Annotated in this window: 26 protein-coding genes; 15 read left to right on the top strand and 11 right to left on the bottom strand. The window is 68.1% G+C overall.

The genetic code is table 11. The annotated features are described in order from the left end of the window. Positions 1-639, bottom strand: a 639-nt coding sequence (locus PHC73_RS02090; RefSeq protein ID WP_300123907.1) for a ComF family protein, incomplete at its 3' end; no start/stop codon positions are given. A 105-nt stretch (positions 640-744) separates the two neighbouring features. Between PHC73_RS02090 and bioB the strand changes: the two genes are divergently transcribed. From bioB to PHC73_RS02040, 10 genes are all read left to right on the top strand, one after another. Then, a complete protein-coding gene (gene bioB, locus PHC73_RS02085) occupies positions 745-1,725 on the top strand; it encodes a biotin synthase BioB (RefSeq protein WP_366949779.1) in 981 nt (326 codons plus the stop codon). Further along, the gene (gene bioF / locus PHC73_RS02080; protein WP_300123906.1) at positions 1,722-2,879 is read left to right on the top strand and encodes an 8-amino-7-oxononanoate synthase; all 1,158 of its coding nucleotides are present in this window, start codon (positions 1,722-1,724) and stop codon (positions 2,877-2,879) included. The genes bioB and bioF overlap by 4 nt, the downstream gene beginning before the upstream one ends. Beyond that, positions 2,876-3,757 carry a malonyl-ACP O-methyltransferase BioC gene (bioC, locus tag PHC73_RS02075; protein WP_300123905.1) on the top strand — a complete coding sequence of 294 codons (882 nt, stop codon included), beginning with the start codon at positions 2,876-2,878 and terminating at the stop codon, positions 3,755-3,757. The genes bioF and bioC overlap by 4 nt, the downstream gene beginning before the upstream one ends. Beyond that, a complete protein-coding gene (bioD, locus tag PHC73_RS02070) occupies positions 3,757-4,464 on the top strand; it encodes a dethiobiotin synthase (protein WP_300123904.1) in 708 nt (235 codons plus the stop codon). Before bioC ends, bioD begins: the two co-directional genes overlap by 1 nt. A 143-nt stretch (positions 4,465-4,607) precedes the next feature. After that, entirely contained in the window at positions 4,608-5,150 is a 543-nt protein-coding gene (locus PHC73_RS02065; RefSeq protein WP_300123903.1) for a DUF2244 domain-containing protein, read from the top strand. A gap of 2 nt (positions 5,151-5,152) precedes the next feature. Further along, positions 5,153-6,283, top strand: coding sequence for a cytochrome c oxidase subunit II (gene coxB, locus PHC73_RS02060; protein WP_366949780.1), 1,131 nt, complete (start codon positions 5,153-5,155; stop codon positions 6,281-6,283). A gap of 50 nt (positions 6,284-6,333) precedes the next feature. Further along, positions 6,334-7,911, top strand: coding sequence for a cytochrome c oxidase subunit I (ctaD, locus tag PHC73_RS02055; protein ID WP_300123901.1), 1,578 nt, complete (start codon positions 6,334-6,336; stop codon positions 7,909-7,911). A gap of 8 nt (positions 7,912-7,919) precedes the next feature. Next, the gene (locus PHC73_RS02050) at positions 7,920-8,048 is read left to right on the top strand and encodes a hypothetical protein (RefSeq protein ID WP_300123900.1); all 129 of its coding nucleotides are present in this window, start codon (positions 7,920-7,922) and stop codon (positions 8,046-8,048) included. After that, entirely contained in the window at positions 8,041-8,628 is a 588-nt protein-coding gene (locus PHC73_RS02045) for a cytochrome c oxidase assembly protein (RefSeq protein ID WP_300123899.1), read from the top strand. Before PHC73_RS02050 ends, PHC73_RS02045 begins: the two co-directional genes overlap by 8 nt. A 46-nt stretch (positions 8,629-8,674) precedes the next feature. Then, a complete protein-coding gene (locus PHC73_RS02040) occupies positions 8,675-9,556 on the top strand; it encodes a cytochrome c oxidase subunit 3 (RefSeq protein WP_300123898.1) in 882 nt (293 codons plus the stop codon). Here PHC73_RS02040 and PHC73_RS02035 read toward each other — a convergent pair. After that, a complete protein-coding gene (locus tag PHC73_RS02035) occupies positions 9,544-9,786 on the bottom strand; it encodes a DUF2909 domain-containing protein (RefSeq protein ID WP_300123897.1) in 243 nt (80 codons plus the stop codon). The two genes, PHC73_RS02040 and PHC73_RS02035, sit on opposite strands and share 13 nt — an antisense overlap. A gap of 131 nt (positions 9,787-9,917) precedes the next feature. Here PHC73_RS02035 and PHC73_RS02030 point away from each other — a divergent pair, with 131 nt between their 5' ends. From PHC73_RS02030 to cyoE, 4 genes are read left to right on the top strand one after another with little or no spacing between them, the layout of a single operon-like run. Further along, a complete protein-coding gene (locus PHC73_RS02030) occupies positions 9,918-10,607 on the top strand; it encodes an SURF1 family protein (protein ID WP_300123896.1) in 690 nt (229 codons plus the stop codon). After that, positions 10,607-11,161 (top strand): hypothetical protein, encoded by a 555-nt coding sequence (locus tag PHC73_RS02025; RefSeq protein ID WP_300123895.1) that lies wholly within the window; start codon positions 10,607-10,609, stop codon positions 11,159-11,161. Before PHC73_RS02030 ends, PHC73_RS02025 begins: the two co-directional genes overlap by 1 nt. Before the next feature lie 11 nt (positions 11,162-11,172). Further along, the gene (locus tag PHC73_RS02020; RefSeq protein WP_300123894.1) at positions 11,173-12,186 is read left to right on the top strand and encodes a heme A synthase; all 1,014 of its coding nucleotides are present in this window, start codon (positions 11,173-11,175) and stop codon (positions 12,184-12,186) included. Next, positions 12,179-13,087, top strand: a complete 909-nt coding sequence (gene cyoE / locus PHC73_RS02015) for a heme o synthase (protein ID WP_300123893.1) — start codon at positions 12,179-12,181, stop codon at positions 13,085-13,087. The genes PHC73_RS02020 and cyoE overlap by 8 nt, the downstream gene beginning before the upstream one ends. Here cyoE and PHC73_RS02010 read toward each other — a convergent pair. The 9 genes from PHC73_RS02010 to PHC73_RS01970 all read right to left on the bottom strand — a co-directional run bounded on the left by PHC73_RS02010 (position 13,034) and on the right by PHC73_RS01970 (position 20,837). Then, the gene (locus tag PHC73_RS02010; protein ID WP_300123892.1) at positions 13,034-13,306 is read right to left on the bottom strand and encodes a DUF2970 domain-containing protein; all 273 of its coding nucleotides are present in this window, start codon (positions 13,304-13,306) and stop codon (positions 13,034-13,036) included. The genes cyoE and PHC73_RS02010 overlap by 54 nt on opposite strands. Further along, a complete protein-coding gene (rpoH, locus tag PHC73_RS02005) occupies positions 13,303-14,160 on the bottom strand; it encodes an RNA polymerase sigma factor RpoH (protein WP_300123891.1) in 858 nt (285 codons plus the stop codon). Before rpoH ends, PHC73_RS02010 begins: the two co-directional genes overlap by 4 nt. A 176-nt stretch (positions 14,161-14,336) precedes the next feature. Beyond that, on the bottom strand, positions 14,337-15,389 hold the full coding sequence (locus PHC73_RS02000) for a cyclic nucleotide-binding domain-containing protein (protein WP_300123890.1): 1,053 nt from the start codon (positions 15,387-15,389) through the stop codon (positions 14,337-14,339). A 255-nt stretch (positions 15,390-15,644) separates the two neighbouring features. After that, positions 15,645-16,319 carry a ribose-5-phosphate isomerase RpiA gene (gene rpiA / locus PHC73_RS01995; protein ID WP_300123908.1) on the bottom strand — a complete coding sequence of 225 codons (675 nt, stop codon included), beginning with the start codon at positions 16,317-16,319 and terminating at the stop codon, positions 15,645-15,647. A 163-nt stretch (positions 16,320-16,482) separates the two neighbouring features. Beyond that, positions 16,483-16,962, bottom strand: a complete 480-nt coding sequence (locus PHC73_RS01990; protein ID WP_300123889.1) for a glycine zipper 2TM domain-containing protein — start codon at positions 16,960-16,962, stop codon at positions 16,483-16,485. Between the two features lie 95 nt (positions 16,963-17,057). After that, complete coding sequence (gene cobS / locus PHC73_RS01985; protein ID WP_300123888.1) at positions 17,058-17,801, bottom strand: adenosylcobinamide-GDP ribazoletransferase; 744 nt, start codon at positions 17,799-17,801, stop codon at positions 17,058-17,060. Then, positions 17,798-18,853, bottom strand: a complete 1,056-nt coding sequence (gene cobT / locus PHC73_RS01980; RefSeq protein ID WP_300123887.1) for a nicotinate-nucleotide--dimethylbenzimidazole phosphoribosyltransferase — start codon at positions 18,851-18,853, stop codon at positions 17,798-17,800. Before cobT ends, cobS begins: the two co-directional genes overlap by 4 nt. Further along, a complete protein-coding gene (gene cobU / locus PHC73_RS01975; protein WP_300123886.1) occupies positions 18,850-19,377 on the bottom strand; it encodes a bifunctional adenosylcobinamide kinase/adenosylcobinamide-phosphate guanylyltransferase in 528 nt (175 codons plus the stop codon). The genes cobT and cobU overlap by 4 nt, the downstream gene beginning before the upstream one ends. After that, on the bottom strand, positions 19,374-20,837 hold the full coding sequence (locus PHC73_RS01970; protein WP_300123885.1) for a cobyric acid synthase: 1,464 nt from the start codon (positions 20,835-20,837) through the stop codon (positions 19,374-19,376). The genes cobU and PHC73_RS01970 overlap by 4 nt, the downstream gene beginning before the upstream one ends. 94 nt (positions 20,838-20,931) lie before the next feature. Here PHC73_RS01970 and PHC73_RS01965 point away from each other — a divergent pair. Further along, on the top strand, positions 20,932-21,315 hold a 384-nt coding region (locus PHC73_RS01965), incomplete at its 3' end, for a dihydroxy-acid dehydratase (RefSeq protein WP_300123884.1).

Raw genomic sequence — 21,315 nt, 5'->3', positions numbered from 1 at the left:
CAGCGTGCCGGCAGTCGCGCCGGTGGTCATCACATCGTCCAGTACCGCCACGTGATCGACGCCCGGCGGCTGCACCACCGCAAAGGCGCCGCGCACGTTGCGCCGCCGCGCGGCGCGATCGAGGCCGCTTTGCGGCGCCGTGGCGCGCAGGCGCCGGCACGATCGCCAATCGACGGGCAGCCCCAGTCGCCGCCCGACCTCGCGGCCGAGCACCAGCGCCTGGTCGTAGCCGCGCTGGCGCAAGCGGCTGTCGTGCAGCGGTACCGGTATCAGCAGCTGTGGGCGCGGCCAGGCGCGCTCGGCGGCCGCCTGCGCCAGCAGTGCCCCGGTCAGGCGCGCAAGCCCGAGCCGGCGGCCGAACTTGAGGCCCTGCACCAGCCGGTCGAGCGGCGGGGCATAGACGAAGGCGGCGTGCGCGGCATCCTGCGCCGGCGGGTGACGCAGGCAGCGTCCGCACACGCCGCTCACCGGCAGCGGCTGCGCGCACCGCCCGCAGGCGTTGCCCAGCCACGGCAGATCGGCGTGACAACCGTGGCACAGCGCCAGTCGGTCGGCGCCGGGCGCGCCGCACAGCGTGCAGGTGGGCGGCAGCCAGAATGCCAGCGCGGCATCCAGTAGTTGGTCAACTTTTCCCATCATGCCAGGTTGACAAGTAATGCCTCGCCGCTATCCTGACCGGCCGCGAGCCAGGCCGGCGAGCGCGCGTTTCGACGGCCTTCTTATACCGCCCACCGGAGCCCAGCGTTGACCGCCATCCGCCATGACTGGACGCGCGAGGAGATTCGCGCCCTGTTCGAGTTGCCGTTCGCCGACCTGCTGCACCGCGCGCAGACCACGCACCGCGCCCATTTCGACCCGAACGCGGTGCAGGTGAGCACCCTGCTGAGCATCAAGACCGGCGCGTGTCCTGAGGACTGCGGCTATTGTCCGCAAAGCGCGCACCACGCCGCCGACGTCGAGCGCGAGGCGCTGCTGGACGTGGACGCCGTGGTCAGCGCCGCGCGGGCGGCGCGCGATGCCGGCGCCAGCCGCTTCTGCATGGGTGCTGCCTGGCGCAGCCCACGCGAGAAAGACTTCGTGCGGGTGCTCGACATGGTGCGCGGGGTCAAGGCGCTCGGCATGGAGACCTGCGTCACGCTCGGCATGCTGTATGGCGATCAGGCGAAGCGCCTGAAGGCCGCCGGACTCGACTACTACAACCACAACCTCGACACCTCGCCCGAGTACTACGAGCAGATCATCACCACCCGCCGCTTCGACGATCGCCTGGACACGCTCGGGCGCGTGCGCGAGGCGGGCCTCAACGTCTGCTGCGGCGGCATCGTCGGCATGGGCGAGTCGCGCGAGGACCGCGTGGGGTTGCTCGAATCGCTCGCCAACCTGCCCCAGCATCCCGAGAGCGTGCCGATCAACTATCTGGTGCAGGTGGCCGGCACGCCGCTGGCCGGCACGGCGCCGCTCGACCCGCTCGAGTTCGTGCGCACCTGCGCCGTGGCGCGCATCCTGATGCCGGCCTCGGTGGTGCGCCTGTCGGCCGGCCGCGATGGCATGGACGATGCGCTGCAGGCGCTGTGCTTTCTGGCCGGCGCCAACTCGATTTTTTACGGCGACAAGCTGCTGACCACCGGCAACCCGGCGGCCGAGCGCGACCGGGCGCTGTTCGAACGGCTCGGCATCACGGCGGCTGAGCCCACCCGGCGCTGCGCGGCACCGGCGGCGGCGTGAGCTTCGATCTCGACGCCGGGCTCGCTGCCCGGCGCGCGGCGGGTCTTTACCGGCAGCGGCAGGTCGCCCACTCGCCGCAGATGCCGGCGCGGCGCTTCGACGAGGGCGGCCGGCTCACCTTCTGCAGCAACGACTACCTCGGGCTCGCCAACCACCCGGCGTTGGTCGAGGCGCTGGCAGAGAGTGCGCGGCGCTGGGGTGTGGGCGCCGGGGCCTCGCACCTGCTGGCGGGTCACACCGCGGCGCATCACGCGCTGGAGGACGAACTCGCCGCGGCGGTCGGCCGGCCGCGGGCGCTGCTGTTCTCGACCGGCTACATGGCGAACGTCGGTGTGCTGACGGCGTTGCTCGACCGGCAGGCGACGGCGTTCTCGGACGCCTTGAATCACGCCTCGATCATCGACGGCCTGCGCCAGAGCCGGGCGCAGGTACGGGTTTACGGGCACGCTGAGGTAGGGGCGTTGGCCGCGCAGATCGAGGCCAGTGCAGGCAAGCGGCTCATCGTCACCGATGGCGTGTTCAGCATGGACGGCGACATCGCGCCGCTGCCGGCGCTCGCCCGGCTGGCGGCGCGCACCGGCGCCTGGCTGATGGTGGATGACGCGCACGGCTTCGGCGTGTTGGGGCCCGAGGGGGCAGGCAGCGTGGCGCAGGCCGGGTTGGGCGTGGACGACGTGCCGGTGCTGATGGGCACGCTCGGCAAGGCGCTCGGCTGCTTCGGCGCGTTCGTCGCCGGCAGCGAGGCGCTGATCGAGACGCTGATCCAGCACGCGCGCAGCTATATCTACACCACCGCCATGCCACCGGCGCTGGCCGAGGCCGCGCGCGAGGCGCTGCGCCTCATGCGCGCCGAGTCCTGGCGGCGCGACAAATTGGCCGCGCTGATCAGACGCTTTCGCGCCGGTGCTGCGGCGCTCGGTCTGCCGCTGCTCGAATCCACCACGCCCATTCAGCCGCTCATCGCCGGCAGTGCGGCGCGCGCCCTGGCCTGGAGCGCGCAGCTCGAGCGTTGCGGCATCCTGGTGCCGGCGGTGCGCCCGCCCACGGTGCCGGACGGCACGGCGCGCCTGCGCATCGTGCTGAGCGCCGCGCACGAGGCGGCCGATGTGGATCGCCTGCTGGACGCGCTGGGCGCGCTGGCGCAGTCCGCATGAACGATCCGGGCGCCGAGTTTCGGCTCGACACGCGGCGGGTGCGGCGCGCCTTCGAGCGGGCGGCGGCCGGCTACGAGACCGCCGCCGTGCTGCAGCGCGCCGTCGAGTCGCGCGCGCTGGCGCGGCTCGAGCTGATCCGCATCGCGCCGCAGGCCATCGTGGATCTCGGCTGCGGGCCGGGCGTGGCCGGGCGTGCGCTGCTGCGCCGCTACCGCGGGGTGCAGGTGATCGGCGTCGATTTCGCGCTCGCCATGTTGCGCGCCGCCCGGGCGCGGCGGCGCTGGCGGTCGGCACAGCGCTTCGTGTGCGCGGACGTGCAGGCCTTGCCGCTGGCGGCGGACAGCGTCGATCTGGTGTTCAGCAACCTCACCCTGCAGTGGTGCGCCGACCCGGCGCAGGTGTTTGCCGAGGTATGGCGGGTGCTGCGCCCGGGCGGCTTGTTCCTGTTCACCAGCCTCGGCCCCGACACCCTGCGCGAGCTGCGTGCCGCCTGGCGGCAGGTGGATGGCGAAACCCACGTGCACGGCTTCATCGACATGCACGACCTCGGCGACGCCCTCGGCCGCAGCGGCTTCGAAAATCCGGTGCTGGACGTCGAACACTTCTGCCTGACCTACGCCGATGTGCGGGCGCTGGCGCGCGATTTGCGTGCCATCGGCGCCGCCAATGCCGCCGCCGGGCGCCGGCGCGGCCTGCGCGGCCGGCTGGCCTGGGAGCGGATGGCGGCCGCCTATGAAGTCTTTCGCAGCGACGGTCGTCTGCCGGCGAGCTACGAGGTGATCCACGCCCACGCTTGGAAGCCGCTGCACTCGCGGCCGCACGATCACGACGGCGCGCGGCCGCTGCATTTCCACCCGCCGCGTGGTCGACGCGCCTGATGCCCGGTCTGCGCACGCGCGGCCTGTTCGTCACCGGCACCGATACCGGCGTCGGCAAGACGCGCGCTGCGGCCGGCCTGATCGTGGCGCTGCGCCGGTGCGGCTGGCGCGTGGCGGGCATGAAGCCGGTGGCGAGCGGCTGCGAGACGACGCCAGGCGGCCTGCGCAACGCCGACGCGCTGGCCCTGCAAGCGGCCAGCGGGCTCGATCTGCCATACGAGTGGGTGAATCCATACGCTTTTGCGCCGGCCATCGCGCCACACATCGCCGCGGCCGAGGTCGGGCGGTCGATTCGGTTTGCGGTCATCACCGAGGCCTTCGAACGCCTGGCGCGCAAGGCCGACTGCACAGTGGTCGAAGGCGTCGGCGGCTGGCGGGTGCCGCTGGGGCCGGATGGCGACGTGGCGGCGCTCGCGCGCCGGCTGCAACTGCCGGTGGTGCTGGTGGTGGGCTTGCGCCTGGGATGCCTGAACCATGCGGCGCTCACCGCGGACGCCATCCGTCGCAGCGGCCTGGCGTTGCTCGGCTGGGTGGCCAGTGCCGTGGATGGCAACCTCGCGCGGCTGCAGGAAAACCTGGCCGCGCTCGCCGACGTTCTGCCCGAGCCCTGCCTTGGCATCCTGCCACATCAGCCACTGGCCGACGCAGATGACATCGCGAGCGAGTTTGCCCAGGGCGTCCTGGGGTGTCTGCGCAGGATGGCTTGACGCCGGTCAAGAGGGTATGACCGCGGGCGATTCGGCTTGTCAGGTGCAGTCCCGGGACGGTAGTATTGGTGCGGTTTTTTGTCGCAGGTGCGCTTCGCAACCCGGCCACGTCCGTGGTCAAGTGGGCCTCTCGGCGAGAGGAGGTGGCGGTGTCGCTGCGTACGCGGCGGGAGCGGGACGGCGTGTGGCGGTTCGAGCTCGAACCGAACCGTTCCAGTTCCTGGCCTCAGACCAAGCGCGTGCTGACCGCCATGGTGCTGCTCAACGGCCTCATCGCCCTGGTGTTTGCCGGGCAGGGGTTGTGGCTGGTGGCGCCCTTCAGCGGGCTGGAAGTGGCGGCCCTCGGCATTGGGCTGTATTGCTGTTCGCGGGCCAGCTATCGGCGCGAGCTGATCCAGCTCGACGGCGAGCGGCTGGTCGTGCTGCGCGGCGGTTATCGCCTCGAGTCGCGCGATGAATTCGCCCGGCCGTGGGTCAGGTTGTATTGGCAGCCGCAGGCCAATCGAGGCTGCGGCAGTCTGCGCCTGGGGTCGACGGGACGATTTTTGGAAATCGGCTCGTTCCTGCCGCACGCCGAACGCCATCGGCTGGCGACCGAACTGACTCGGTTGCTGGATCGGCAGTGGACGACAAGCGCGCCCCAGAGCGCACCGGATACCGGATTGAACAGGGAGATGGGTCTTTGAAGATGGGACAACAACGTCGCGCTGTGACCGGAACGTTCGCTGGCCTGTGTTTGGCCAGTGTGGCGGCGTCGCCTGTGCAGGCGGCTTACGACATGAACCTGGTGCGTGGCGTCACCGAGGTCAGCCATAGCACCTTCAACCTGCACATGATCTCGCTGTGGGTGTGCGCGGCGATCGGCGTGGTGGTGTTTGGCGCCATGTTCTATTCGCTGTTTGCGTTTCGCAAATCGCGCGGCGCCGTGGCGGCCAACTTTCATGAGAACACCACGGTCGAAGTGATCTGGACGGTCATACCGTTCATCATCCTGATCGCCATGGCCTTTCCGGCCACCAAAAGCCTGCTCACGCTCGAAGACACCTCAGACCCCGAGCTGACCATCAAGGTCACCGGCTATCAGTGGCGCTGGCAGTATGACTATCTCGATCAAGGGGTGAGCTTCTTCAGCAACCTCGCCGCCACCAGTCGCGACGCCATCAAGGCCGATCCGCACGCGGATGCCAATTACCTGCGCGACGTCGACAATCCCTTGGTGGTGCCAGTCAATACCCGCATCCGGTTTGTTTTCACCTCCAATGACGTCATCCATTCGTGGTGGGTGCCGGAGCTCGGCTGGAAGCAGGACACCATTCCCGGTTTCATCAACGACGCCTGGACCAACATTCCGAAACCGGGTTTCTACCGCGGCCAATGCGCCGAGCTGTGCGGCAAGGATCACGGCTTCATGCCGATCGTGGTCGAGGCCAAGACACGCGAGGACTACGAAACCTGGTTGACCGCCAAGAAGGCCGAGGCCGAGGCGGCCAAGAGCGGTGCCGACCGTGAGTGGACCCTGGACGAGCTGGTCGAGCGCGGCAAGGGCGTGTATGGCACGTATTGCGTGGCCTGCCACCAGGCCAACGGTCAGGGCATTCCGCCGGCTTTCCCGGCGTTGGCCGGCAGCGCGATTGCGACCGGGCCGATCGAAGGGCATGTCAACATCGTCATGCACGGCAAGCCCGGCACGGCCATGCAGGCATTCGGCGCGCAGCTGAACGACGTCGATCTGGCGGCCGTGATCACCTATGAACGCAACGCCTTCGGCAACAACAAGGGCGACCTGGTGCAGCCGAGTCAGATCAAAGCGGCGCGCTGATTTGCGGCATCGACGCGTAACCTAACGAGACTATGTTCGGAGAAGACGGCATGGCTACTGTGGCCCACGAAGTCGATCATCATCACGGCCCAGCGCGCGGGCTGAGCCGCTGGTTGTTCACCACCAATCACAAGGACATCGGCAGCCTGTACCTGTGGTTGGCGCTGATCATGTTCTTGACCGGCGGTTTGCTGGCCATGCTGATTCGCGCCGAGCTGTTCCAGCCCGGTTTGCAGCTGGTCGAGCCGGAAACCTTCAACCGCCTGACCACCATGCATGGCTTGATCATGGTGTTCGGCGCGGTGATGCCGGCCTGGACCGGCTTTGCCAACTGGATGCTGCCGCTCATGATCGGCGCGCCGGACATGGCATTGCCGCGCATGAACAACTGGAGTTTCTGGTTGCTGCCGTTTGCCTTCGCGCTGCTGCTCAGCACCTGGTTCATGGACGGTGGCGCTCCGGCTTTTGGCTGGACGTTTTACGCACCGCTCTCCACCACCTTTGCACCGGATACCACTGACGTCTTTATCTTCGCAGTGCATCTGATGGGCATCTCGTCCATCATGGGTGCCATCAATGTCATTGCCACCGTGCTCAATATGCGCGCCCCCGGCATGACGCTGATGAAAATGCCGCTGTTCTGCTGGACCTGGCTGGTGACGGCTTTCCTGCTGATCGCCGTGATGCCGGTGTTGGCCGGTACCGTCACCATGATGCTCACCGACCGGCATTTCGGCACCAGTTTCTTCAGCGCGGCCGGCGGTGGTGACCCGGTGCTGTTCCAGCACATCTTCTGGTTCTTCGGGCACCCCGAGGTGTACATCATGATTTTGCCGTCGTTCGGCGTGATCTCCGAGATCATTCCGACCTTTGCGCGCAAGCAGATTTTCGGCTATGCCTCGATGGTGTACGCCATCTCGGCCATCGCCTTCCTGTCGTTCATCGTATGGGCGCACCACATGTTTGCCACCGGCATGCCGGTGGCGGCCGAGATTTATTTCATGTATGCCACCATGCTGATCGCGGTGCCGACCGGCGTGAAGGTATTCAATTGGGTTGCCACCATGTGGCGTGGCTCGATCACCTTCGAGACGCCCATGCTGTTCGCCATCGCCTTCGTGTTCCTGTTCACCATTGGCGGTTTCTCCGGCCTGATGCTGGCCATCGGTCCCGCCGATATGCAGTATCACGACAGTTACTTCGTGGTGGCGCATTTCCACTACGTGCTGGTGCCGGGAGCCGTGTTCGCGCTGATGGCTGGCGCCTACTACTGGCTGCCTAAGTGGACCGGGCACATGTATGACGAGCGCTTGAGCAAGCTGCATTTCTGGCTGTCGGCGATTTCCGTCAATGTGCTGTTCTTCCCGATGCATTTCGTCGGGCTGCAGGGCATGCCACGGCGTATCCCGGACTACGCGCTGCAGTTCGCCGACTTCAATCGCATTGCCAGTGTTGGTGGCTTTGTGTTCGGTTTGTCGCAGCTGTTGTTCGTGTACATCGTCATCAAGACGGTGCGTGGCGGCGCCAAGGCGACCGACCGCGTGTGGGAAGGCTCGCATGGCCTCGAGTGGACGGTGCCATCGCCGGCGCCGTATCACACGTTCGCGACAGCGCCGGAAATCCGCTGATCTCGCCCATGGCGCGCTCCCCAGTGAACCGCAACACCCGGCCGAATCGGCGCTTCGTGGGCGGGCTGGTGGCGCTGGTGGTGGTGATCTACGTGGTGACCATCCTGGTCCAGTTGAGGGCTACGCACGGTGGATGAGCGTCGGCGCGGGATCGCTCGCACCAGCCGGCGGCTGGTGCTGGCGGTGGTGGTGATGTTCGGCTTTGGCTTTGCGTTGGTGCCGCTGTACAACGTGTTGTGCGAGGCCGTCGGCTTGAATGGCAAGGCGGCATCGCTGAACAGCGCAAGCGTCGGTGCCGGCGGTGAACGGGGCGCCGGCGGGGCCGAGCGACGGGAGGTCACGGTCGAGTTCGTGGCCACCACCAATGCCGATCTGCCGTGGGAGTTTCACCCTGGCATCGCGCGCATGAAGGTGCGCGTCGGGGAGCCGGCCGAGGCGATTTATGTGGCGCGCAATCTGGCCAGCCGGGCGGTGACCGGACAGGCCATTCCCAGCGTGGCGCCCGGCACGGCGGCGAAGCATTTTCACAAGATCGAATGCTTCTGTTTCACCCAGCAGACGCTGGCGGCGGGAGAGCAAAAGGATATGAAAGTGCGCTTCACGGTGGATCCGGAACTGCCCACCGATGTGCGTACCGTGACGCTGAGTTACACATTTTTCGATTTGCACAAGGCGCCGATGGATGAGCATGCCGGCCATACGCCGGCCGGTGGCTGATCCCCGTTGAGTGCTCGATAGGCTTTTTGCGGAGGGATGACAAGAAATGGCACAGGCACACGGCGGATATTACGTACCGGAGCAGACACGCTGGCCCATCGTTGGCTCGGTGGCGCTGACGCTGATGGTGATCGGCGGCGTCAACTGGCTGCATCAGCGCTCGGTCGGCAAACTGGTGCTGTTCGTCGGCGCCTTGATGCTGGTGGCGATGGTGGTCGGCTGGTTTGGAAACGTCATCCGAGAGAGTCAGGCCGGCCTCAACAGCGAGCAGGTGGAGCGTTCATACCGTTGGGGTATGGCGTGGTTCATCGTGTCGGAGGTGTTTTTCTTTGGCGCCTTTTTTGGGGCGTTGTTCTTCGCCCGGCAATTCTCGGTGCCGTGGCTGGGTGGCGAAGGCGATCCGATGAAGGCCATCACGCACGCCTATCTGTGGCCGAATTTCGAGGCGACCTGGCCGCTGTTGAACCCGCCCAAGGCCGAGGGTTTCGATATTCCTAAAGGGACGGTGTCCGCCTGGGGGGTGCCGGCGCTCAATACCGCGATTTTGCTAAGCAGCGGCGTGACCATCACCATCGCCCACTGGGGATTACTCAAAAACCGGCGCACGCAGCTGATCCTGGGTCTTGCTGCCACCGTGGCCTTGGGCTTGCTGTTCCTGTATTTCCAGTTCGAGGAATACGCGCATGCCATGCATGAGCTGAACCTGACGCTGGCATCCGGCATCTATGGTTCGACGTTCTACATGCTGACGGGCTTTCACGGCGCGCACGTCACGCTCGGCACCATCATGCTGATCGTGATCCTGCTGCGCTGCATGAAAGGGCACTTCACGCCTGAGCACCATTTTGGTTTCGAGGCCGTCGCCTGGTATTGGCACTTCGTCGACGTGGTGTGGCTGGCTCTGTTCGTGTTCGTTTACTGGCTCTGAGCCGCGGCAGCCGCGGCGGCTGGTGCTATGGCGGCGTGCGGTTTGAGCACGCCGCCCGCGAAGCCGGCCAGCAGTAGCGCGAACAGCGCCACCGACAGGCCGATGCGCCAGGTGAGCGCGCGCGCCATACGGTCGTGTCCGCGCCGGGGGCCGAGCATGGAAAACGCCGCCGAGCCCAGGGCAAACAGGATGGCGGTCAGCATGGCCAAAATGAGCGCTTTCATCATCATTTTTCGTCTCCGCGATCGCTGAGCTTGAAACATTTTAGTCGCTTGCCGGCGGCCTGAGGGTCGACGCCGTGGCGGTTTCCAATCGTGGTCGGCGCGCGCCGTTCCGGCCCTCGCTAGCCAGTACGCTCGCCGTGGCGGTCGGGCTGCCGATTTTGTCGGCGCTCGGTTGCTGGCAGGTCAGGCGCGCGCACGAGAAGGAAATCCTCATTGAGGCGGCGGCCATGCAGCAAGCAGCGCCGCCGCTGCGTCTAGGGGAATCCGTTTCGCCCGATCGCGTGCCCGAGTATCGCCGGGTGATGGTGCGGGGTGAGTTCCTGGCCGATCGACAAGGACTGCTCGACAACCAGGTGCGCGACGGGCAGATCGGCTACGACGTGTTGAGCCCGTTTCGCGTCGACGGGCAGTCGTCACTGTTGCTGGTGGACCGGGGATGGTTGGCGCGGGGTGCCCGGCGCAGCGACGTTCCTGCCTGGCAGACGCCCGGCGGGCCGCTCACGTTGATCGGTTACCTGCGCCGCCCGATGGACCTTCCGCTAGTGTCGGGTGAGGTTCGTGAGCGGTTCGGGAGCTTGTGGGTGGTGGGGGAGATCGACCCGCTGTTACTGGAGCCGGTGCTCGGCGCGCCGGTCCAGCGGCGCGTGTTGCGCCTGGCGCCCGAATCGGAATATGGGTTTCGGCGCGACTGGCCGACCGTGTCCATGACGCCGCAGCGCCATTACGGCTATGCGGTGCAATGGTTCGGGCTGGCAGCGGCGTTGTTGGTGATGTACATCGTGCATGGCGTGCGGCGAGCGCGTTTGCGTCCGGAGCAGGAGGAGTGATGGACGAGGCGGCGCGCCGGCGCGGCCGGCTGATGTTGCTGCTGCTGGGGGCGCTGTTTTTGGGCCCACTGTTGTTTTCATGGGCATATTCGCGGCTGGGATTCCACTGGCATCCGGAGCCGGCGCTGTCGGGGCTGCTGATCGATCCGCCGGTCGAGTTGCCACCTGATGCCATGAAGGGGCTGCCCGCAGCCCCCTGGAAACTGATTGTCGTCGGGCCGTGTGATGCGGCGTGCTGGAAGACGCTCGTCGATCTTCGGCAGATTGCGCGTTCCCTGCCGCGCTATCAGGACGCGTTGGTGCGCGTCTATGTGCACCGTCCAGGGCAGGCGCTGGCCCCGACGCGCCTGCAGGAGCAGGCCGGCCTGCTCGACTTCGAGGATGGCGACGGGCGCCTGCTGGCCGCCCTGGCCGGCGCGGCCCCACCGGCCGACACGGCCTTCGTGATGGTCGATCCGCGCGGTTTTGCGATGCTGCGCTACCGCAAGGACTATGATCCGCGCGCGGCACGCAAGGACATCGATCACCTGCTGCGACGTTTCGTGCCCAACTGATGGAGTGACTCTTGACAGGATCGTCCCAACCATCGTCGATCCACCCGCTGCTGTGGCTGTTGGCCGTCGTGTTGGCGCTGACGGTCGTCGTCCTGGGCGCCTATACGCGGTTGTCGGATGCGGGTCTGGGGTGCCCCGACTGGCCGGGCTGCTATGGGCACCTGGCGGTTCCGAGCGGCGAGGCCGTCGCGCGCGCCAACGAAGCCTACGCCCATCGCCCGCTCGAGCCCGGCAAGGCTTGGAAAGAGATGATCCATCGCTACGCCGCGGGCACGTTGGGATTGATGGTGTTGGGGTTGACCGTGGTGGCGTGGCGGCGGCGGGCCGGACGCGCGTTGGCTACGGCACTGCTGGCGCTGATCGTGTTCCAGGCAGCGCTGGGCATGTGGACGGTGACGCTGATGCTCAAGCCGGTGGTGGTGATGGGCCATTTGCTGGGCGGCTTGTCGGTGTTGGGCCTGCTGTGGTTGGGCTATCTGGGGGCGCGCTCGTACGTGCCGGACCGGCGCGCCGTGCCGCCGCCGGCATTGCTGCGGCGTCTTGCGGTTGGCGCCATCGTGGTGCTTGGGCTGCAGATCGCGCTCGGTGGCTGGACCAGTGCCAACTATGCCGCCCTGGCCTGTCCCACGTTTCCCAAGTGTCTGGGGGAGTGGTGGCCGCCCATGGACATGGCCGACGGCTTCGTGCTGTGGCGCGGTCTGGGCGTGAACTATGAGTTCGGTGTGCTCGACAGCCCGGCGCGGGTGGCGGTGCACATGGCACACCGCGCCTGGGCGCTGGTGACGTTCGTGTATCTCGCCGCCACGGCGACGCTGGTGGTGCGGTGGACCTCGGGCTCGCTGCGCACCATCGGCTGGGTGTTGTGGCTGGTCCTGCTGACGCAGGTGTCGCTCGGCATCGCCAACGTGTGGTTCGGCCTGCCGTTGCCGGTGGCGGTTGCGCACAATGCGCTGGCGGCCGTATTGCTGCTGACGGTGCTGACCCTCGTCCACACCCTTTATCGCAGCGGGAAGACGCGTGGCTGACACTGCATCGCTGGGCGCGGCCGAGCTGCCGCTGTGGCGTGAGTACCTCGAGCTGTGCAAGCCGCGCGTGGTGGCGCTGATCTGCTTCACCGCCGTGGTCGGGATGCTGCTGGCGGTGCCGGGCATGGTGCCGCTGAATGCGCTGGTGGCCGGCAATCTCGGTATTTTTCTCGCCGCCTCGGCGGCGGCGGTGATCAACCAGGTGGTCGACGCGCGGGTAGATGCCCAGATGGACCGCACGCGTCACCGGCCGTTGCCGACCGGCCGTGTCACGGCGGCCCAGGCGCTCGTTTTCGCGGCGGTGCTGGCGGTGCTGTCGATGACGCTGCTGGTGGTGTGGGTCAACGTGCTGACGGCGGTGTTGACGTTCGCTTCGCTGATCGGCTACGCGGTCATCTACACCGCCTATCTGAAGCGCGCCACGCCGCAGAACATCGTCATCGGCGGCGCTGCCGGGGCGGCGCCGCCGGTACTGGGGTGGACGGCTGTCACCGGTAGCGTGGACCCGCCGGCGCTGTTGCTATTCCTGATCATCTTCGTGTGGACGCCGCCGCATTTCTGGGCGCTCGCCATCCGCCGCCACGAGGAGTACGCCCGGGTCAACATCCCGATGCTGCCGGTGACGCACGGTTTGCAGTACACGCGCCTGCACGTGTTGTTGTATGCCGCGCTGCTACTGGCGGTGAGTCTGCTGCCGTTTGCCACGCATTTCGCCGGCTGGCCTTATGCCGTGGCGGCCTTGCTGCTCGGTGGGCGGTTTCTGCAGTGGGCGGTGCGCCTGTACCGCACGCAGGACAGCGCGGTCGCATCCGCCACGTTCCGCTATTCCATCATTTACCTGATGGGGCTATTTGCCGCCCTTCTGGTCGACCACTACCTGCCCGGGCACGGCCTGGGCTGAGTTGGCGTGACCGGCCGGCCGGCTGCCGATCGCGAGCTTGACCGCGCCGATCAGGGCGAGCACCAGCAGTGCGGTCAGCAGCAGGCCGGCCAGGATGATGTGCAGCGGGTTCGAGCGCGTGCTGCGCTCGTAGTTGGCGCGGTCGCGCACGCCAAGGAAAGCCCAGGCCATTTCCTTCATTACGCCAAGGAAACCCAATCGCGAACTCGGCTCGCTCATGCCGCCGCCCGCGCTTGCAGGTGTTGCGACAGGCGGCGCAGCGCCTGGTTCTCGAGCTGACGGATGCGCTCGGCCGACACGCCGTATTTCTCACCAAGTTCCTTGAGGCCGGTTTTCTCCTCGGCCAACCAGCGTTGCTCCAGGATGTCGCGGCTGCGCGGGTCGAGTGTCGCCAAGCCAGCACGCAGCGCTTGCAGGCGGTGGTCGGTCCATTCCTGTTCCTCAAGCTCCTGCTCGGGGTCGGGTCGCACATCGGCCACGGTCAGTGCGGGCGCAGGCAGGTCGTCGTCGCTGGCGTCGGTCGCCACGTCGAACGATACCGGCCGCTCGCTCAGGCGCGTGTCCATGTCGAGCACGTCCTGCGGGCGCACGTCGAGTTCTTTGGCGATTTCCTCTGCCTGGGCGTCGCTCAGGCGGCCCAGGCGGTGCTTGTACTGACGCAGGTTGAAGAACAGCTTGCGCTGCGCCTTGGTGGTGGCGATCTTGACGATGCTCCAGTTGCGCAGCACGAACTCGTGGATTTCGGCGCGGATCCAGTGCACGGCGAACGACACCAGGCGAATGCCACGCCGCGGGTCGAAACGCCGCACCGCCTTCATGAGGCCGATGGCGCCTTCCTGGATGAGGTCGGCCTGCGGCAGACCGTAGCCGGCATAGCCGCGGGCGATATGGATCACGTAGCGCAGGTGCGAGAGCACCAGCTGGCGGGCGGCGTCGAGATCGCCGTGGTCCTGCAGACGCACCGCCAGCGCATGTTCTTCCTGTGCCGACAGGTAGGGCGCCTGATTGGCGGCACGGATCAGTTGGTTGAGATTGCCGACGGGTTGCAGCGGCAAGGTCAGTGCGGTGGACATGATGCCTCCCTCACGATGATTGATGAAATTTTAGCACTCGCATCCTTAGAGTGCTAAGTCGCGTCGCAGTTGCGTGTCGTTGCCATGATGGCCGCGTCTGCAGCGCCGATGCTGGCAGAAGCGCGTTACCGTTTGGGTGATGGGAGCGGCCGACGCGAGCCGGGTGATCGGTTTCCTCAACCGGCGCCGACCTGACGGAAGTGGCCATCCAGCACGCTCGCGGTGAAACCGAGCTGCGACAGGATGTGCGCGGCTGCAGCCGCCCGGCGGCCGGTGTTGCAGTAGCACACGTAGTGGCAGGCCAGGTCGAGATGGTGGGCACCGAGGCGGATTTCCTGCAAAGGCAGGCTCAACGCGCCGGGCAGGTGGGCGTTTTGCCACTCGCCGCGTTGGCGCACATCCAGCCAATGCCCGCGGTTACTGATCACGTCGACTGCGTCCGCGCCGCGCAGCAGAACCTGTCGGGGCGGTTCCTGCAGGCGCAGAAACGCGTCGCGCGACAAGCACATCAGCACGCCGTCGCTGATCATGCTGACGGTGGCGGAATAGTACGGGGCGTCGCCGAACGCTTCGGCGCCGAAACTTTCGCCGTCGTTGAGCTCGGCCAGTTCGATCGATTCGCCCTCCTCGGTGGGCACTTCGCGCGTGATCAGCGCGGCGCCACTGTCGATGACGAAGAACTCGTGTGCCGGCTCGCCCTGGTGGGCGATCACCTGGCGTTCCTGGGCGGCGAGCGGCACGAAGCTTTGCATCAGCTCTTCGATGTGCGCCGGTGGCGTGCTGCGCAGCACCGGAAAGAAGCTGTAGCGCCAGCGACGCGGGATGCCGCGGGGAAAAAAAGCAGCGCTGCGCTCGACGCCGCGCCGTTCGACCACGGCCAGCTGGTCCCAGGTGGCGATCAGGTCCACTAGATCGAACGGCAGGCGCGCCAGCACGACATCGGCGAACGCGGTGACGGCTTGAAAGCGACCGTCGTTGAGCGCGTAGGCGGCGCTGGGTGAGCCGGCTTCGATGACCGCCGCCACACCGGTGTGGGTGACTGCAGCGGCTTCGCCGGCCAGCAGGTACAGCAGTTCGTCGTGCGGTTGGTGTGCGGCGTCGAGGATCGGGCTACGGTCAGCGGGCTCGGCGATACGCGCCGCGGCGGCCAGCTCGATCAACTGCGCTTTCGGAAACGTCGACAGCGGCAGGAATTGCCGAAGCTGGCTGTAGTGGATGGCGCTCGACACGCGCTTCGGTATCCGAGAGGCTCTGAGGCGGCACCGATTGTGACATGCAAGACGCCATCGGCGGGGCCGGTGTGGCCCGTCCCGCCGAAGGTGCGAACGGACTCAGTGTTTGTGAAGAAATGCGCGTCCTGCGCATTTCTTGCGTCGCCCGTCCGGTACACGCCCGGACGTGCTCCCCCGAATCAAGCCCTTGCGTGCTTGATTCGGGTCCGGCCATCCCTGGCCGGCCTCGGAGCTTGAAAAATTCACAAGCTCTCAGGCTTTGCCGAGGCGGCGCACGCCGTCGGCGCTGCCGATCAACAGCAGGTCGGCGCCGCGAGCCGCGAACAGGCCGTTGGTGACCACGCCGGCGATGTTGTTCAGCGTCTGTTCGAGCTTGATGGGCTCCAGGATGTCCAGGCCATGCACGTCGAGCACGTCGAGGATGATGTTGCCGTTGTCGGTGACGAAGCCTTGTCGATAGACCGGCCGCCCGCCCAGGGCGACGATTTGACGCGCCACGTAGCTGCGCGCCATGGGGATCACCTCCACCGGCAGCGGGTAGGCGCCCAGGCGGCGCACCATTTTCGATTCGTCGACGATGCACACGAAGGTTCGGCTGGCGGCGGCGATGATTTTCTCGCGCGTCAGGGCGCCACCGCCGCCCTTGATCAGCTGTCGGTGCTCGGTGGCCTCGTCGGCGCCATCGACGTACAGCGGCAGCGTGCCGACGTCGTTGAGGTCGAACAGTTCGATGCCGGCCGCTTTGAGGCGTTTTTCGGTGGCTACCGAGCTGGCCACCGCGCCTTTGATGCGATCACGCATGCCGGCGAGGCCGTCGATGAAGTAGTTGGTGGTGGAGCCGGTGCCGACGCCGATCACTTCGCCTTCCGGCACGAAGGCCAGCGCCGCCTCGGCGGCCCGCCGTTTGCCGATGTCCTGGGTCGTCATCACGTTGTTCTCAGAGTTTGTGAAGAAATGCGCGTGCTGCGCATGTCTTGCGTCGCCCGTCCGGTACACGCCCGGACAGGCTCACGCGACTGAAGTCCTTGCGGGCTCGCTTCGCGTCCGGCCATCCCTGGCCGGCCTGAGCGCTTGAAGAATTCACGAGCTCTCAAGGGGACACGCGGTAGGTGCCATTGTTCTGGACCACCCGCACCCGCTGGCCGACCTGGAAGTGCTGCTGATCGCTTTGTTCCTGCACGATGGCCATGACGTTGCCGTTCTCGAGCCGCACGGTGATTTCGAGCCCGTCGGCATGGGTCAGGGCGCTTTCGGCGGCGCTGCCGGCGAGCCCGCCGCCGACCGCACCGGCAACGGCGGCTGCCTTCTGGCCGGTGCCGTGCCCGATCGTGCTACCGGCGAGGCCTCCCAGCACGGCGCCGGTGGCGGCACCGATGAACGAGTGCGTGCCTTCGATCTTGACCGGCTGGATGGCCTCGATGGTGCCGAATTTCACCACCTGTGCCTGGCGCGCCTCGCTGCGCGAGTAGACGTTGCCGGCGGTGCTGGAGGCGCAGCCGCCGAGGCCGTGGCCGGTCACGGCCAGTGCCAGCGCAATCAGGGTGGAGCGATACAGGCGTGTCGTGTTCATCGGCTCGTCTCGACGTGTTGGGCCCGCTCTTGAGACAGGTCCGGCGGGTGTGGGTTCCGCGCCTTGAGGGCTGCGGATTGTAAGCGCGCCGGCCTTCAGCCGGTCGCCGGGGCAGCGAGTATCAGCAGTGTCGCGGTTTCGATCAGTTCGATGGCGGCGCCGTACACGTCGCCGCTGGCGCCGCCCTGCCGGCGCAGCGCGCCGTGGCCGATCAGCGCGGTCAGCGCCGTCGCGATCAGCAGTGCGCTGGGCGCCAAAAACAGCGTGATCACCGCGATCACGCCGACCACCAGCCAGCCGGCCTGGCGCGGCAGACGGGCGATCGTGGTTTCGGCCATGCCGCCGGGGCTGGCGTAGGGCAGGGCGCACATCAGCGCCAGCGCCGCGCCACGGGCGAGCACCGGCGCCACCAGCAGCGGCACCAGCGAGCCGTGTTCGAGCACCGCGGCCAGCCCAGCGAACTTGCCGATCAGCACCAGCACCACCGTCACCACGGCGGCGCTGCCGAGGTGCGGATCGCGCAGGATGGTGCGTCGCTGCGTGGCGTCGGCGTGGCCGCCGAGCAGCGCGTCCGCGCAGTCGGCCAGGCCATCCAGGTGCAGCGCGCCGGTCAGTGCGGCCCACAGCGCGAGCAGCAGCGCGGCCGCTGCCAGCGGCGGCAGGTCGAACAGCGCCCAGCTGGCGGCAATGAACAGTATCGCCAGCAGCAGGCCGACCAGGGGGTAGGTGAGCGGCGAGCGGCCAAGATCATCTGGCGCGGGCGGGGCGCCGCCGGGTACCGGCAGCGTGGTCAGCAGGGCCAGCGCCAGGCGCAGTGGCTGCCAGAGTTTGCCGATCATCGTGGGCCACCGGTCACGCCGGCTTCGGCGAAGGTGGCCATGCCCTGGTGCAGCGCGCAGGCCAGGCGCAGCAGCGGCACGGCGGCGAGCGCGCCGCTGCCCTCGCCAAGGCGCAGCTCGAGCGCGAGCAACGGGTTGGCGTCGAGCGCGGTGAGCAGCCGGGCATGACCGGGCTCGGCCGAGCGGTGCGCGAACAGCAGCCAGTCGCGCACGCCCGGCGCCAGGCGGCAGGCGGCGAGCACGGCGGCGGTGACGATGAAGCCATCGACCAGCAGCGGCAAACCGGCCTGCCCGCAGGCGATGGCGGCACCGGTGAGCGCCGCGATCTCGAAGCCGCCGAGGCACCGCAATGCCTCGAGTGGATCGTGTAGCTGTGCGGCATGGCGGGCGAGCGCGCGTTCGATCACCGCGGCCTTGCGCGCCACGCCGGCGTCATCGAGGCCGGTTCCGGGGCCGCTGAGCGCGACCGGCGGCTCGCCGAGCAATGCGCAGGCGAGCGCCGCGGCGGCGGTGGTGTTGGCGATGCCCATCTCGCCGGCGATGAACAGCTGCGCGCCGGCTTGGACGGCCCTCTGCACGGCCTGCCGGCCGGCGTCTAGCGCCGCGGCGAGCTGGGGCGCAGTCATGGCGGGCTGCTGGGTGAAGTCGGCCGTCATCGGCGCTATGCGCGCATCGATGACGCCAGGCAGTGGGCCAGGATCGTGGGCGGTGCCGAGGTTCACCACCTCGAGCGCCGCGCCCTGGGCGCGCGCGAGCGCGCTCACGGCGGCACCGCCGGTGACGAAGTTGCGCAGCATCTGCGCTGTCACCGCCTGTGGGAAGGCCGACACGCCCTGCGCGGCGACGCCGTGATCGGCGGCGAACACGCACGCCTGCACGCGCTCGAGGGAGGGGCGCTCGCGGCCCTGCAGCGCCGCGAGCTGCACGGCGAGTGCCTCCAGCCGGCCGAGCGATGCCGGCGGTTTGGTGAGCTGCGCTTGCCGGGCCTCAGCGTGCTCGGCGGCAGCGGCATCGGGGGCGCGGCAGGGCAGGCTGAGCCAGGCGGGCGTCACGGCAGGTTTCCTCCTTTGAGCGCAAGCGGCAGGCCGGCGACGGTGAGCAGCACCCGCTCGCAGCGGGCGGCCAGGTCCTGGTGCAGCCGCCCGACGGCATCGCAGTAGCGGCGCGTGAGTTCGCCGAGCGGCACGATGCCCATGCCGGTCTCGTTGCCGACCAGGATCAGCGTGCCGGGCAGGGCAGGGAGCGCGGCGAGCAGCGCCGCCTGCTCGCGGTCGAGGGCCGCGGCGTCGTCGGCCACCAGCAGGTTGGTGAGCCACAGCGTGAGGCACTCGACCAGCAGGCAGCGCTCGGCGTGGGCGTGCGCCTGCAGCGCCGCGGCGAGCGCGACAGGTTCTTCCACCAGCGTCCAGTCGGCCGGACGGCGGGCCCGGTGCGCGGCGATGCGGGCGGTGAACTCGGCATCGTCGCCAGTGCGGGCGGTGGCGATATAGGTGACCGGCTGGCCGCTCGCCGCGGCGAGGCGTTCGGCAAGGCGGCTCTTGCCCGAGCGCACGCCGCCCAGGATCAATGTTTTCATGGGGTTTCGAGCTCCAGCAGCGCGCGCAGGGCGGCGGTGTCGAGGTGGGTTTCGACCGCATCGGCCAGGCGCTCGATGGCGGCCTCGGCCAGGGTGTCGGCAGCGATCGTGGTGTCGGTGTCTAGCCCGGCCCAGGCGAGCAGCGCCCGTTGCGCGGCCGGTTCATCGAACAGGCCGTGCAGGTAGGTGGCGAGGATCTGCCCGTCCTCGGCGAGCGCGCCGTCCGGGCCGTGGTCTAGCCATAGCGCCGGCCGGGCGAGCGCCGGGCCCGTGCTCACGCCGGCGTGGATTTCGTAACCGGTCACCGGGGCGTCGGCAAAGGCGAGCCGGCCGCGCGTCTGCCGCAGGCATTTGTCCGCCTGCAGCGTGGTTTCGAGCTCGAGCAGGCCAAGGCCCGGGGTGCTGCCGGGCACGCCTTCGATGCCGTGCGGGTCGTGGATGGTGCGCCCCAGCATCTGCAGTCCACCGCAGATGCCGATCAGCTTGCCGCCGTAGCGCAGGTGGCGGCGGATGGCGGGTTCCCAGCCCTCGGCGCGCAGAAAGGCAAGATCGGCGGCCACCGCCTTGGAACCCGGCAGCACGACGAGGTCGGCCGCCGGCGGCGCCTGCCCGGGGCCGATGAAGCGCAGGTCGACCTTGGGATGCGCGCGCAGCGGGTTGAGGTCGGTGTGGTTGCTGATGCGCGGCAGCGCCGGCACGACGACGCTGAGCCGCGCGCCGGCCTTGGCTTCGGTGGGCTGCGGCAGGGCGTCCTCGGCGGGCAGGTCAAGGCCATGCAGGTAGGGCAGCACGCCCAGTACCGGCTTGCCGGTGTGCGCGGTGAGCCAATCGAGCCCCGGCTGCAGCAGCGCGATGTCGCCCCTGAACCGATTGATGACAAAGCCCTTGACGCGCGCCTGTTCGGATGCCGACAGCAGCGCCAGCGTGCCGACCAAGTGCGCGAACACGCCGCCGCGGTCGATGTCGGCGATCAGGATCACCGGGCAGTTCACCGCCTCGGCAAAGCCCATGTTGGCGATGTCGCCCGCGCGCAGGTTGATCTCGGCCGGGCTGCCGGCGCCTTCCACCACGATGACCTCGTACCGTTCGGCAAGGCGCCGGTGGGCGGCCAGTACCGCGGCGCGGGCGGTGGGTTTGTAGGCATGGTAGGCGGCGGCGTCGAGAGTGCCGATCGGCCGGCCATCGATGATGACCTGCGCGCCGCGATCGGTGACCGGTTTCAGCAGCACCGGGTTGAAGTCGGTGTGCGGCGCAAGACCACAAGCGCGCGCCTGCAGCGCCTGCGCGCGGCCGATCTCGCCGCCAGCCGCCGTCACCGCCGAGTTGAGCGCCATGTTCTGCGGCTTGAACGGTGCCACGCGCACGCCGCGCCGGGCGAGCCACCGGCACAGGCCCGTCACCAGCGCGCTCTTGCCGGCGTCGGAGGTGGTGCCCTGGATCATCAGCGTGGCGGCGGGCATGGGGCAGGCAGCAGGTGGCGGGGCGCGCATTATCACCGCCGGCGCGCCTGCGGTGGCCGCTAAAATGACCGACTGATCGCACCTGGAGCCGCCCATGCCTGCCTATCGTTCCCGCACCTCCACCCATGGCCGCAACATGGCCGGCGCCCGCGCGCTGTGGCGCGCCACCGGCATGCAGGAAGGCGACTTCGGCAAGCCGATCATCGCCATCGCCAACTCCTACACGCAGTTCGTGCCGGGGCACGTGCACCTGAAGGATCTGGGCGACATCGTGGCGCGGCAGATCGAGGCCGCCGGCGGCGTGGCGCGGGAATTCCATACCATCGCCGTGGACGACGGCATCGCCATGGGCCACGGCGGCATGCTGTATTCGCTGCCGTCGCGCGAGCTGATCGCCGATTCGGTCGAGTACATGGTCAATGCCCACTGCGCCGACGCGCTGGTGTGCATCTCCAACTGCGACAAGATCACGCCCGGC

Source organism: Immundisolibacter sp. (assembly GCF_028696615.1).
GTDB lineage: Bacteria > Pseudomonadota > Gammaproteobacteria > Immundisolibacterales > Immundisolibacteraceae > Immundisolibacter.
Note: the sequence above shows the minus strand (reverse complement) of the source record. Positions and strands in the feature narration are given on the sequence as shown.

Coding starts and splice junctions, on each gene's coding strand:
- bioC (WP_300123905.1), top strand. CDS start 2,876: ATGAACGATCCGGGCGCCGAGTTTCGGCTCGACACGCGGCGGGTGCGG.
- bioD (WP_300123904.1), top strand. CDS start 3,757: ATGCCCGGTCTGCGCACGCGCGGCCTGTTCGTCACCGGCACCGATACC.
- coxB (WP_366949780.1), top strand. CDS start 5,153: ATGGGACAACAACGTCGCGCTGTGACCGGAACGTTCGCTGGCCTGTGT.
- ctaD (WP_300123901.1), top strand. CDS start 6,334: ATGGCTACTGTGGCCCACGAAGTCGATCATCATCACGGCCCAGCGCGC.
- PHC73_RS02050 (WP_300123900.1), top strand. CDS start 7,920: ATGGCGCGCTCCCCAGTGAACCGCAACACCCGGCCGAATCGGCGCTTC.
- PHC73_RS02040 (WP_300123898.1), top strand. CDS start 8,675: ATGGCACAGGCACACGGCGGATATTACGTACCGGAGCAGACACGCTGG.
- PHC73_RS02035 (WP_300123897.1), bottom strand. CDS start 9,786: ATGATGATGAAAGCGCTCATTTTGGCCATGCTGACCGCCATCCTGTTT.
- PHC73_RS02025 (WP_300123895.1), top strand. CDS start 10,607: ATGGACGAGGCGGCGCGCCGGCGCGGCCGGCTGATGTTGCTGCTGCTG.
- PHC73_RS02010 (WP_300123892.1), bottom strand. CDS start 13,306: ATGAGCGAGCCGAGTTCGCGATTGGGTTTCCTTGGCGTAATGAAGGAA.
- rpoH (WP_300123891.1), bottom strand. CDS start 14,160: ATGTCCACCGCACTGACCTTGCCGCTGCAACCCGTCGGCAATCTCAAC.
- rpiA (WP_300123908.1), bottom strand. CDS start 16,319: ATGACGACCCAGGACATCGGCAAACGGCGGGCCGCCGAGGCGGCGCTG.
- PHC73_RS01990 (WP_300123889.1), bottom strand. CDS start 16,962: ATGAACACGACACGCCTGTATCGCTCCACCCTGATTGCGCTGGCACTG.
- cobS (WP_300123888.1), bottom strand. CDS start 17,801: ATGATCGGCAAACTCTGGCAGCCACTGCGCCTGGCGCTGGCCCTGCTG.
- cobU (WP_300123886.1), bottom strand. CDS start 19,377: ATGAAAACATTGATCCTGGGCGGCGTGCGCTCGGGCAAGAGCCGCCTT.
- PHC73_RS01970 (WP_300123885.1), bottom strand. CDS start 20,837: ATGCCCGCCGCCACGCTGATGATCCAGGGCACCACCTCCGACGCCGGC.